Source organism: Clostridioides sp. ZZV14-6154 (genome assembly GCF_020657785.1).
In the GTDB taxonomy this organism is placed as follows: Bacteria; Bacillota; Clostridia; order Peptostreptococcales; family Peptostreptococcaceae; genus Clostridioides.
In genome coordinates this window covers 120869-133314 of record NZ_JAGWCY010000001.1, presented here as the reverse complement: position 1 = coordinate 133314, position 12446 = coordinate 120869, and the positions used below count along the sequence as shown (strand labels likewise).

The following is a 12446-nucleotide window of genomic DNA, read 5'->3' as shown; positions in this document are numbered from 1 at the left end:
ACATTAATTATATAACATTCCCACTTTAATCTTTCCATCTAAATTTTCTTTTAAGTATAAAGAAAATATCATTTCATAGCCTTCTTCTGCCTTATTTTGAATATTGTTCATCAAATCATTTAATTCAACTAGTGAAAATTTATTATTTCCTTCAACAAAAACTATACCTTTTTTCCCAATAAATTCTTCACCAAAATGTTCCATCTTTTCAAATAAAATATCTACTATTTCACTGTGCTGTTTTGAATCTTCAAATTCTTCAAAAGAGTACTTAATCCCTTTATCACTTATAATAGCTTCTTTTAAATCAGTTATATCTATATTTATCATACAAGAATCTGAAATAGACTCTATCATAACATTCATCAAATCAACAAATTTCAAAATACTATTTTCATTGACTTTAAATTCTCTATTAATTCCTAAGTCATCTTTATTTTCTTCTTCTGAAGAATTTATACCTATAGATAAAATTCGTCTTTCATTAGACATATATGAAATAGCTTTTATAACTTCTAGACTTTGTTTATCTTCAGTTGAATATGCTAAAAATAATATATCAACTCCATCTAAAAGACTTCTAACATATTCTTTTTCAACCTCTTGATTCATAGTAATTCTTTCTATATCCATATTTATTTTTACTTTTTCTTCTATTTCATCTATTATACTAATACCTTCAACTCCAACACCAATTATCTTAGCATTCTTATTAACATTTTCCATTATAATATGTATCTCCTTAATAATTATTTAATTTTAACATTTTTAAATATTATATCATATTTTCTTCATAAAAATATTTTAACTCTTTAGCCTTATCATAAAGTAATTTATTCATAAATTTTGGTTCTACAACTTTAGCATCTTTCCCTATTGAAAATAATGTAGATATCCACCAATCTATTTCTTCATACTTTATAAGTTTACTAATTGTTCCACTTCCATTTTCATTTAATTCTATATCCAAATCTAAAAAACTTCTAGTTATTTTAGAAATACCTTCTTTTGTGAGTAATATATGTAAGTGGACAATTTCACTAGTTTTATTAGTAATTGCCATCTCTTCATTTAACTTACTATATACTGTATCTAGCCATTTTTTCAAACTCATACATGCCTTTTTGCATTCTCCTAATTTTTTAATTTCTAGTACTTTATCTATACGAATTATTGTGATACTATCACTTTCATAGTCATACACTGGCGAAAACCAAAATCCTTCATTTAAATATATACCTATTGGGCATATTTTTTTCTCTAGCAATTGATTTCCAGATTTATATTGAATATTCAAAACACAAGAGTTTGATGAAGCCTTGAAAAATTTAGTTACAATATTAATATCAATATTTCTATAATTAGCTATAAACTCAATATATTTTTCAATGTTATTTATACCTATTTTTGCACTACTTTCACGATTATAATTTATTTTTTTAATTATAGAATCAATTTCTTTTTTTATGTGTGAAAAATTGTAAACTTGTAGTGACTTAAATGCAAAAACTATAGACATAACTTCTTTTTCTGTAAATATAACAGGAGGTATATAGCTATTGTTTAATACTCTATAACCTCCATTTCTACCTTTTTCTGCTTGAATTGGAAGTCCCATTTTATTTAATTCTATTAAATATCGTTGAATAGTTTTAGTTGAAAGATTAAACTTCTCTGACAACTCTTTGATTGTAAACTTTTGTCTATCATTAATATATGTCCAAACATCAGTTAATCTCTTCATCTTTGACAAATAAAATCCCCCTTATAATAATACTATTCTTAATCCACACTAATTTTCAATCTACAAACTAACGTTCTTCACTCTAAAACTTAATGTCAATGATATTTCTATATTTTTTCATTAAAAAACAAAAGAATGGTACTCCTACCAATGTTACTACTACAAATTCTCCAAAACCTACTTGTATCATCGATAATATTAAAGGAAGTCCAAAAAATATATTTAGCATTAGTCCAACTACAATTGCATTTATAATAGTAGGCCATATAGAAGCTATAATTAATGTGCTCTTATTTTGACCTCCTAACTTACTAGTAATATAGACTAAACTTGCACTTATAAATGTGGCAAACGTTCCAAAAATTATATCAGGTACACCATATGGACCTATTACATTTGCTAAAAAACAACCCAATGTAAGACCTACTATATATCCCTTATCTAAAAATGCTAGAAGCATCATAATCTCTGCTATCCTAAATTGTATTGGTCCATAACTTATAAATCCCAATGATAAAGTTAAAACTGCATAAATTGATGTAACAACTGCTGTTACTGCTATATTGATACTATTTCTTCTCATATACCTCTCCTAGTAAAAATTTTATTGCTAAAAATTAATAACATAATTTTATTTTATACAAAATTTATAAACTTAAACAATAATTTCAAATAAATAAATTACTTTGACGAACTATTTTATTAATCTAATTTATATTATACAATAGAATACATATAAAATTAAATAGTTAGATTTTAAATATATGTTATAATTATCATATATTTGGATTAAAATAAGTTTATATCTTAATTAAAAACATTAAAAAAGAGCCTTAAAATTAGGCTCTAATAATTTATTTTAAAATCAATGAACTCTAGTATCTTTTAATTTAGATAATATCATCCAAGTTCCTACACAATCAATTTCTAGTTGTTTCTCTATTTCATCATATAGCATTTCTTGATATGATGTATTTAAAACAACATTTTCAACAAGTTTAGAAATTTCTTCTTCTGCGAAGTCAATTTCTATTTGATTCTTCATTTCCTTAAAAAATACCCTTGCTTTCCTCTGACTTATTGAACGACCCTCAAAGCTGACTAAACATTCTAAAATGTTATTATCTCCTCTAAAATTATTTACTGCTCTCATATTATTTAGATTTCCAGCCAAAACATCATCCCCTTAGTTAATTTTATATTTTACAAGTAAGATTTCATAATATTATAATAACTACTTATTAAATATCTTTCAACAGGTATAACATAACTGGTTGTTTAACATGTAAAACTAGTCTAAAATCTGTATAAAATACTTACTTATTCATTGCCATAAAAACTTTTTCAGGTGTAATAGGAAGTGTATTTACTCTAACCCCAACACCATTAAAAACAGCTTCTTGTATTGCTGGTAAAGGTGTATTTATAACAACTTCTCCAACAGATTTAGCTCCAAAAGGTCCTGTTGGCTCATAATTTTCAACAAAATCAACTTCCACATTTCCAATATCACATCTAGCTGGAATCTTATATTGCATAAATGTGTTTGTATCCATGTTACCTTTTTCTGTATATCTAACTTCTTCAAACATTGCCATTCCAATACCTTGAACAATTCCACCTTCAACCTGTATCTTTGCTAAGTTTTTATTTATAACTGTTCCACAGTCCACTATGGCTACATAATTTAATAAATCAACTTTTCCAGTTTCTTTGTCAATTTCAGTTTCTGCAAAACCAGCTATAAAAGGTGGTGGTGATACTGGACTACCATGAGATGCAAGCCCTATTAATTGATTAGTATTTGGTCCAATTGTAGAGTCAACTGCTATATCAAACAATGAAGTACTGCATTCTCTACTAGTTAATTTTATACCATCAAATTCTACTTCTTCTTTATCTACACCTAGTTTATTTGCTCCAGCAGATATTATTTTATCTCTCAAGTCTTGAGCTGCTTTAACTACTGCCATTCCAGTTACATAGGTAGTACTTGAAGCATATGAACCTGGGTCATATGGAACCAAGTCTGTATCTGCTGATATAACTGTTATATTTTCAATACTTGTCTCAAGAATTTCAGCAGCCATTTGTGCTAAAATTGTGTCACTTCCTGTGCCCATATCAGTAGAACCTATCATAAGTGTATAGTCTCCGCAGTCATTTAGTTTTATTTCAGCTGAGGATTTGTCAAGACCTTGTATACCAGAACCCTGCATAGTAATTGCCATACCCACACTTCTAACTTTTCCATTTTCAAGATGCTTACAAGGATATTTTTCATCCCATCCGATAAGTTCTTTACCTTTATTTATACATTTTACTAAGTCTACACTATTTAAAGTTTTTCCATATGCAAAGGTAGTTTCACCTTGTGTTACTACATTTTTTAATCTTAAATCTGTTGGGTCCATTTTTAATTTATCAGCTAACATATTTATAGTTGATTCAACAGCAAAACAACCTTGAGAAGCTCCATACCCTCTAAGTGCACCGGCTGGCATTTTATTAGTATATACTACATCTGCAACAAACCTTGTTGCTTCAACCTTATTATACATTGGTAAAGTCTTCTCCCCAACTAGACCAATAGTTGTAGAAGCATGTTCTCCATATGCTCCTGTATCTGAAAGTGCATTTATATCTATAGCTTTTATTGTTCCATCATTAGTGGCACCTAGTCGAACTTTTAGTTTCATTGCATGTCTACTAGTCGAACAATTAAAAGTTTCTTTTCTATCATATATTATTTTAGCTGGTTTACCTGTTTTTAAAGTTACAATAGCTGAAAAAATCTCAACACAAGCAGTTTGTTTACCACCAAAACCACCACCAATTCTAGGTTTTATAACTCTAATTTTACTAGCTGGTAGTTCTAATGCACGGGATAGATGCCTTTTAACATGAAATGGTATTTGAGTTGAACTTACTACAACTAGTCTTCCAGCATGGTCTAAATAATTATATGCTCTATACGTCTCCATCATTGCATGGGCTTGAGCTTGAGTATAATATGTTTCTTCAATCACTATGTCACAATTACTTAATACTTTTTCTATATCACCTTTTGTATAGTCATGATGTGACACTATATTCTTTTCTCTCTGCATGCCTATTTCAAAATTACAATGTCTATCTTCATCATGTACTATAGTTTTATTTCCGATTGCCTCTTCAAAATTCAAAACAGGTGTTAGTACTTCATAATTTACCTTTATAAGATTCATTGCTTTAACTGCACTTTTCTCATCTATAGCTGCAACTATAGCTACCTCATCGCCAACATATCTCACAACATTTTCAAGAATTAGCCTATCATAAGGTGATGGTTCTGGATATGTTTGACCAGCAAGTGTAAATCTAGATTTTGGTACATCTTTATATGTTAAAATACATTCAACACCATCAACCATTTCTGCCTTTGATGTATCTATATCTTTTATCTTTGCATAAGCATAAGGGCTTCTAAGTATCTTTACTATTAAAGCATCTTTTGCTGCTAAATCATCAGTATATACAGGTTTTCCTGTTGTTATACTCATTCCATCTATTTTTTCAATTCCTTTTCCAACTATATTCATATTCTACTTTACCTCCAGATAAGTTTTGATAGCTCTTAACTGTCCCATATATCCTGTACATCTACATAAATTTCCTGTTAAATAATGTTTTATTTCTTCATCTGTAGGGTTCTTAAGTTCATCTTTCATTGCAAGTACAGTAAGTATAAAACCAGGAGAGCAGAAACCACATTGTTCAGCTCCTTCTTTTACCAAAACTTCACTAAATTCTTTAACTTCATTTTCTAAACCTTCAATTGTAATTATCTCTTTATTTAAAACTCTCAAAGTTAATGTCGCACAAGATAATGTAGGTTTCTTATCTATTAAAACTGTACAGAGACCACAACACCCTGTATCACAACCCCTTTTTACACTTAAATTGCCCACTTTTCTTAAAGTATCAACCAAATATTCCTCTGGTTCTATATCAACATTTTTCATTTTTCCATTTATATTAAGCTTCACTAACATTAAATAACCTCCATTATAGCTCTTTTTAAAAGTACTTTACTCATGGCTTTTCTATAGTCTTTAGATGCTCTCATATTAGAACCAAATGTTAATTCCTCTGAAGCCATTTCTATTGCCCTATCTATATTAGATTCATTAATTTCATTATTAGATAAAAACTCACTAGCTTTTTTTGCAACTGTAGCTTTTTGAGGTCTTGCTCCTACACATAGCTTAAAATTCTTACCATATTTTGAAACAGACACATTTAAAATAGGATAATCACTTTTTGCATTTCTCAATGACTTATAAGAAGCATTTTTATTTTCCTTCTTTATATACACCTTAATCAATAAGTCTTTCTCATAATCTCTATCTAAAAATTCTTCAAGGCTAATTCTTCCACCTTTATATAACTCTACTTCTGTATCTAATGAAAGCAATGCCACTATCAAATCAGAAAACCCATATTTAGAAAATACTGTTGCACCAACTGTTACTACATTTCTAAACTGAATTCCTATTATATCTTTAACTGAATCTTCTAGTATTTTGCCAAAATTATCTTTTATTATTGAGTTTGTTTCCAATGTTCTAAAAGTCGTCATAGAACCGATTTCAACATACTCTTTATCTTCTTTTATATAATCTAGGTTTAAGTTAGATAACTCTACTCCTGTCCCTATTCTTTTTTTCCCCATTCTTAAAAAAGCACTTCCACCAATTACTTGATTAGTTTTTCTTTTATTTAAAATTGAGTACGCTTCTTCTACTGTATTTGGTTGTACAATATCTATAACCGTAAACATAAATTTCCTCCCTTATTCGCTATTCTTATTTTAAATACAACTAATTATATCACAGCTTCAACAAATTTTGATAATAAATATATGCAATATGTAAATTATGTAAATTTATTTTTATATAAAAAATGGCTATTTCAATAATTATCACTAGATAACCTTAAAATAGCCATTATTATGTATCCTTTAAAGTAAAAAACTAAAAAGTTGATACCTTTTCGCTTATATTTATCACTTCTTCTTCTAATAATCCAAGTTTTTTAGCTACCAATTTCGTAGTGCTTCCTTGTATTACTAATGTAATTAATATAGACATAAATACTACTGATGAAATTACTTCATATCCAGGAACTTTCATTGCTGAAATAATACCACAAAGTGCAGCTGGTATTACACCCGTTTCTCTTACCCACATCATAAACAATATTTCATTTTTACTCCATTTTGCTTCTCTATCTGCAAGTGCACATACTAAAACACAAATTGGTCTTGCTATAAACATTAATACTAACACTGCAATTACAGATGGTACAAAATATTTACCTAACTGAGCCAAATTAACTTGACTACCTAATATTATGAATATCGCCATACGACAAATAGTTCCTAAAGTCTCAGCAACATAAAAATCTGCATCATAAGATTTTTGGCTTAGCCATATTTTAAAGTTTTTCTTGTTACCAGTTATTATACCTACAATAAAGCAAGACATATATCCACTTCCGCCTAATTTTGTAGATAATTCATATGCAACCACAACTGAAATAACAGATATTATTGGTGCAAAATCTTTAAATATACCATATGGTTTATCATTAACCAATTTCAAAAGCAGTATTCCTGTAATTAAACCAACGACAATTCCGACAACAACCATTGTACCTAATTCATAAATATTTTCACTTAAGGAAAACTTATTTGATAAAATTACAGCTAACACTGCTGATGTTAATATAGCTCCTGTTGCATCATTAAAAGCTGACTCACTTATTACAGTTTGTTTTACTCTATCCTTTATCTTTACCTGATTAAATATAGGTACAAGAGTAGCTGGGTCTGTTGATGCTATTATAGTTCCTGCTAATAAAGCAGTCATTGCACTTACTCCAAAAGTAAATCCTATTACTTGTTGCATTATAAAAGCAGATATCACAACTCCTACAGTGGCCAGTAAAAATACAGATATCTTTACATTTCTCAAAACCTTTAAACTTATCTCTTTCCCACCTAAATATAATATAAATGCAGAACCAAATGTAAGTATCAGTTGATTTTCTATTTGGAATCCACGAATATCTATAAATTTCAAAAATGATGGCCCTATTAAAATACCTACAAGTAAAAATAATACAACATCTGGAACTTTTACTATTTCGCTAAGTTTGCTGCAAATTATTCCAGTTATACTCACAATAGCAAAAATTATCAATAAATTATTGCTAGCAATTGTATGTATAGATGATTCCATGTCAGTCTCTCCTCCTAATATGCATGTATACAACATACTTATTTATTCATTTTACTATACAATTATAGCACACAAATAAATGCTATCAATCATTTTTTTTATCACTTGCAACTTTACCTTCATTTTTGACAATTAAATAACGCTTATATAATTTTATCTTTTTTTTTCTACCAAGAAAAGGTTGATTTTGTCAAGTTTTATGCATCTATAAAATAACGTTATCCTAATACAGGTGTATTTTAGATAATTTTCGACTTTTTTTTCTATTAAAATAAGTTTAAATTTAACAATAAAACATTTCATTATATTATTTTTTTAAAACACACCATTTTCAACTATTCCATTAACTTGGACGATTGATTTTTTTCTTATCTATTCTATCTCCAAGCATACTACCTATATTTTTATTTGGATATAGTTCTTCAGCAATTTCGACTTTATTATCACTATTTTTTTTAATATTAAAATTACTTATTTGCTTTTCATTTTTTTTATTTTGTTTCATTTTTTCTCCTTTCTAAATAATATAGAATTTGTATTTACTACTTATTATTTCAAATTTCTATAATTTTAATCAAAAAAGGGAAATATCTCAATATAATACAACTTATTTTAGCAGTGTATTTATATTTAGAATTTCCCTAATAATAATTTTGTCGATTAAATTTGACAGACTAAGTAATTTATATTTCTTTTTATTTTCTAATAATTAAACTTTTTCAATAACTTCTTCTAAACTAGAATTACTTTTATTGTCACGTTTCCAGTTATTCAATGTATAATGTGTTCTAAATGTAAACAATCCTGAAATTATTAATAACATATAATATACAAATCCACTATACAAAAGCACTGAATATCCCAATAATTCTTTTGGAATTATGTTTGAGAACATGGTAAAAAATGTAACTTCATTTGCTCCAACATTTCCTGGTGTTGGAACTGGTGATATTGCCATGTATAAAAATACTTGCAATGTCATTATATGTATATATGATACTCCTTTTAAATTTGAAGCTTTATACACACAATAAACTATACTAAAGTATGCTATGAGTTGTAGTGCAGTAAGCAATATGCTCAAAACTAAAATTCTTACATTTTTAATAAATATCTTTATAGAATAATTATAGTCATCAATATAATGATTTATTCTATCTCTTTTTAAATCTAAAAACTTAAATGCTTTAAATTTAGATAAAAAATTAATCAAAATCTCTGCTACCATTTTTACTTGCTTAGGACTAAATACTATTAAGAGCCCACCTAATAACATACTTACATTCATGGTCATCCCAGCAGCGATTAAAACTCTAACTGAATGTACTTGTTCCATTAATAATGACTTATTCAATAAAATTAAAATTCCACAAAATATAGTAACTGTACTTTGAAATACAACAGTCTTATTAGTAACTATGGCTACTGATTTACTGAGACTAACATCATACTTTGTAAGTGCATATATTTGCATTGGCTGACTCCCAGATGCAAAGGGAGTAACTAAATTATAATAAAATCCCATTGTGGCCATTTTAATACCTATAAATTTTACTTTTGTTTTTTGAACTGCATTTATTATCAAATGTGTCACAATAGATTCAATTATCATATATATTAACATTATTAGTATGCCAAGAAATATATAGGTTTTATTTACTAGACTTATAATTTTAGGTATTAGTTTTACATCTAAAGTGGTTGATACTAAATAAGTAGTAATACATATCAAAAATAGCAAAAATCCATATTGAATAAAATCTTTTTCTTTTTTGGATAATTTTCTCATTTATTTTCTCCTAAATTTTTTCATATCACTATACAATAGTATACTACTTAGCATATTCTTTGCAATACCTTAAAAAATAAGTCTTTTTTTAACACAAATATATCTATAAATTTTTAAATATTTTTACTCCTTTAATTGAAATAATTCTCCATAGCATAAAGTCTAATATAAGAGTAAGCACACTTGCTAAAATCAAATACATATTTAGAAATGAAACTTTCAATAACATATATGTGCCTCCAAGTACAACTATATAAATTAATGATGCTAATATTGTAACTATCATACTTGCACTTCTTTTTACTACTGCTACTTCATTTTTCCAATCAAGGTTTGGATAAATCAAATTTGATAACAATCCCATTAAAGCCACAAACAGTGACATAGTTACAATCAAGCAACTTGCTACCATCACAAACTGAATTTCAAAGTTCAGTTTTATAGACACTAATATTAGACATAAAACAGATAGTGGTGCATTTAATAAAAAATTCATCAATATTTTTGACCAAAATATCTCCCTTTCATCTATTGGAGAAGACTTTAGTATCCATAGATTCTTTCCTTCAAAAGAAATTGAACAATATGTTGTGCAGTTAATTACTATTATAAATAGAAACGCACCTAATAACTGTATTTTTATAATACTAAAATCTATATTCATTTTTAGTAACTCACCTATTTTATCAGCTCCAAATGCCAACACACCAATTGTAGCCACTATTAAAAATAACAGACCAATAGAAGAATTCAAAAAGTAAATAAATGAAGAAGTATATCTTCTAAATTCTTTTTTCAATAGAGCCTTTGAAGGTTTTGAAATTTTTTGACTTTTAAATTTATAGTTTTTAGTCTTATAACTTTCACCCATTCTAGCATTTATATTTGTAAATCCTTTTGCAAACAGAGTTACAAAGACAAAAAATGGTATTAATGATATTGCTATAAATATTAAAAATGAAACTATACTTCCAGTTTTAAGAGCATCAACAAAATAGTATATAGGTGGATATATTTTATTAATTGTTTCTGAAATAGATACACTATTTTTTAATAACTCAACTGATATAGAGTTTAATTTTGACATGAGTACAGTATAAGCCAAAATTAATATTACACTACCTATGATTAACACTAAATTTTTATATTTTAGTCTTGATGATAGCTGTCCTATAAATAAGAAAATTATTGATGAAACAACTATTGGTAGTAATGGCAGAGCCAAAAATAATAATATTAAATAAGGAAAATATGTTATATTTACATCGACATTTAAAAAATAAACTACTGCTGGTATAATCATACACACTGAAGAAAACAAATAATTAGTTCCAACTAACATTAATATTTTACTAGCCAATATAGTAGATTCTTTTATTGGCAAACTAGTTAATAACTCTAAATCCTTCGCTTGAAACAGATATGATGAAGTTTTATATAATGATGTAACAATTACCATTACTGTTGATAATCCAAAGCCAAACACAAGTAGCATTTCCATTTGATTTATTTGTTTTAAAATATCAACTAGAAAAAGGCTTAAACTTGTTACATAAAATATTAATAGCCCTGCTACAACAACCATTGAAAACATCATTCCTATTATTTTTTGTTTTTCTTTGCTGTCTATATTTTTTAAAGCATTCAATTTAAACTCATTTATTATATTAGTTTTTATTAATATACTTAGATTACTCATAATTTATCATACCTCACTTTAGATATTATATTCTGTAAAAATATCACTTTATTTTTCTATTAATTCCATAAAAATATTTTCAAGAGAATTGTTTCCTTTCACTTCTTCAGTAGTTCCATAAGCAATTATATTTCCATCTTTTATTATGGCAATCTTATCACAGATTTTTTCAGCAACTTCTAATACATGTGTTGAGAAAAATATACAACCACCTTTTTTACAAAACTCCTTCATGATTTCCTTTAATATAAAGGAAGCTTTTGGGTCAAGACCTACAAAAGGTTCATCAAGAATTAGAATTTTAGGATTATGGATTAAAGCTGAAATTATAGCTAGTTTTTGTTTCATACCATGTGAATACGAAGATATTAAATCACCTAATGCCTTATTAATTTCAAATTTATTTGAATAATATTTTATTAATTCCTCTCTTTCCTTTTTATCTACCTCAAATATATCTGCTATAAAGTTAAGGTATTGTATTCCAGTTAAAGCTTCATACAAATCTGGATTATCAGGAATATATGCCATTTCCTTTTTGCACTCAACAGATTGTTTTTTTATAGATTTAGAGTTTATAAGTATTTCTCCTCCCTCAAAATCATGTATCCCAACAATTGCTTTAATAGTAGTAGTTTTTCCTGCACCATTATGACCTATAAAGCCAAAAATCTCTCCATCATTTACCTCAAATGAAATATTATTTACTACCTTTTTATTTTTATATGATTTAGATATATTGCTTATCTTTAACATAATTTCCCTCCATATTATATATTATAGTTTTAATACTTGTTATATATAATATATAACAAGTATTAAACAATTACAACTACAATTTGCTAAATTTTCAAATTTATATATTAGGCAATTGTAAAAATACTGAAATCAATATAAATATACAAAAAACATCTATATTTACTTCTAAAT

12 protein-coding genes are annotated in these 12446 nt (G+C 27.0%); all 12 read right to left on the bottom strand.

What is annotated here, in order from left to right; genetic code table 11:
• Positions 1-3: 3 nt before the first annotated feature.
• Positions 4-726: a cell division protein gene (locus KGF45_RS00580; RefSeq protein WP_227841591.1), complete on the bottom strand. Its 723-nt coding sequence runs from the start codon at positions 724-726 to the stop codon at positions 4-6.
• A 49-nt stretch (positions 727-775) separates the two neighbouring features.
• Complete coding sequence (locus KGF45_RS00575) at positions 776-1744, bottom strand: WYL domain-containing protein (RefSeq protein WP_227842005.1); 969 nt, start codon at positions 1742-1744, stop codon at positions 776-778.
• An 82-nt stretch (positions 1745-1826) separates the two neighbouring features.
• The gene (locus KGF45_RS00570; RefSeq protein ID WP_227841590.1) at positions 1827-2327 is read right to left on the bottom strand and encodes a QueT transporter family protein; all 501 of its coding nucleotides are present in this window, start codon (positions 2325-2327) and stop codon (positions 1827-1829) included.
• Between the two features lie 282 nt (positions 2328-2609).
• A complete protein-coding gene (locus KGF45_RS00565) occupies positions 2610-2918 on the bottom strand; it encodes a hypothetical protein (protein ID WP_227829405.1) in 309 nt (102 codons plus the stop codon).
• A 142-nt stretch (positions 2919-3060) separates the two neighbouring features.
• On the bottom strand, positions 3061-5325 hold the full coding sequence (locus KGF45_RS00560) for a molybdopterin cofactor-binding domain-containing protein (RefSeq protein WP_227841589.1): 2265 nt from the start codon (positions 5323-5325) through the stop codon (positions 3061-3063).
• 3 nt (positions 5326-5328) lie between these two features.
• Positions 5329-5778, bottom strand: a complete 450-nt coding sequence (locus KGF45_RS00555) for a (2Fe-2S)-binding protein (RefSeq protein WP_227829407.1) — start codon at positions 5776-5778, stop codon at positions 5329-5331.
• Positions 5778-6566 (bottom strand): FAD binding domain-containing protein, encoded by a 789-nt coding sequence (locus tag KGF45_RS00550; protein ID WP_227841588.1) that lies wholly within the window; start codon positions 6564-6566, stop codon positions 5778-5780. Before KGF45_RS00550 ends, KGF45_RS00555 begins: the two co-directional genes overlap by 1 nt.
• A 193-nt stretch (positions 6567-6759) precedes the next feature.
• Positions 6760-8028, bottom strand: a complete 1269-nt coding sequence (locus KGF45_RS00545; protein ID WP_227829409.1) for a cation:proton antiporter — start codon at positions 8026-8028, stop codon at positions 6760-6762.
• Between the two features lie 343 nt (positions 8029-8371).
• Positions 8372-8533, bottom strand: coding sequence for a DNA polymerase III (locus KGF45_RS00540; protein WP_227829410.1), 162 nt, complete (start codon positions 8531-8533; stop codon positions 8372-8374).
• A gap of 204 nt (positions 8534-8737) precedes the next feature.
• Positions 8738-9817 (bottom strand): lysylphosphatidylglycerol synthase transmembrane domain-containing protein, encoded by a 1080-nt coding sequence (locus KGF45_RS00535; RefSeq protein ID WP_227829411.1) that lies wholly within the window; start codon positions 9815-9817, stop codon positions 8738-8740.
• A gap of 103 nt (positions 9818-9920) precedes the next feature.
• Positions 9921-11516 carry a putative ABC transporter permease subunit gene (locus KGF45_RS00530; RefSeq protein WP_227829412.1) on the bottom strand — a complete coding sequence of 532 codons (1596 nt, stop codon included), beginning with the start codon at positions 11514-11516 and terminating at the stop codon, positions 9921-9923.
• Positions 11517-11564: 48 nt separating this feature from the next.
• Positions 11565-12272 (bottom strand): ABC transporter ATP-binding protein, encoded by a 708-nt coding sequence (locus KGF45_RS00525; RefSeq protein ID WP_227829413.1) that lies wholly within the window; start codon positions 12270-12272, stop codon positions 11565-11567.
• Positions 12273-12446: the final 174 nt, after the last annotated feature.

Excerpts from the sequence above, each read along its gene's own strand:
- KGF45_RS00580 (WP_227841591.1), bottom strand. The coding sequence starts at position 726 with ATGGAAAATGTTAATAAGAATGCTAAGATAATTGGTGTTGGAGTTGAA.
- KGF45_RS00575 (WP_227842005.1), bottom strand. The coding sequence starts at position 1,744 with ATGAAGAGATTAACTGATGTTTGGACATATATTAATGATAGACAAAAG.
- KGF45_RS00570 (WP_227841590.1), bottom strand. The coding sequence starts at position 2,327 with ATGAGAAGAAATAGTATCAATATAGCAGTAACAGCAGTTGTTACATCA.
- KGF45_RS00560 (WP_227841589.1), bottom strand. The coding sequence starts at position 5,325 with ATGAATATAGTTGGAAAAGGAATTGAAAAAATAGATGGAATGAGTATA.
- KGF45_RS00555 (WP_227829407.1), bottom strand. The coding sequence starts at position 5,778 with ATGTTAGTGAAGCTTAATATAAATGGAAAAATGAAAAATGTTGATATA.
- KGF45_RS00550 (WP_227841588.1), bottom strand. The coding sequence starts at position 6,566 with ATGTTTACGGTTATAGATATTGTACAACCAAATACAGTAGAAGAAGCG.
- KGF45_RS00545 (WP_227829409.1), bottom strand. The coding sequence starts at position 8,028 with ATGGAATCATCTATACATACAATTGCTAGCAATAATTTATTGATAATT.
- KGF45_RS00540 (WP_227829410.1), bottom strand. The coding sequence starts at position 8,533 with ATGAAACAAAATAAAAAAAATGAAAAGCAAATAAGTAATTTTAATATT.
- KGF45_RS00535 (WP_227829411.1), bottom strand. The coding sequence starts at position 9,817 with ATGAGAAAATTATCCAAAAAAGAAAAAGATTTTATTCAATATGGATTT.
- KGF45_RS00530 (WP_227829412.1), bottom strand. The coding sequence starts at position 11,516 with ATGAGTAATCTAAGTATATTAATAAAAACTAATATAATAAATGAGTTT.
- KGF45_RS00525 (WP_227829413.1), bottom strand. The coding sequence starts at position 12,272 with ATGTTAAAGATAAGCAATATATCTAAATCATATAAAAATAAAAAGGTA.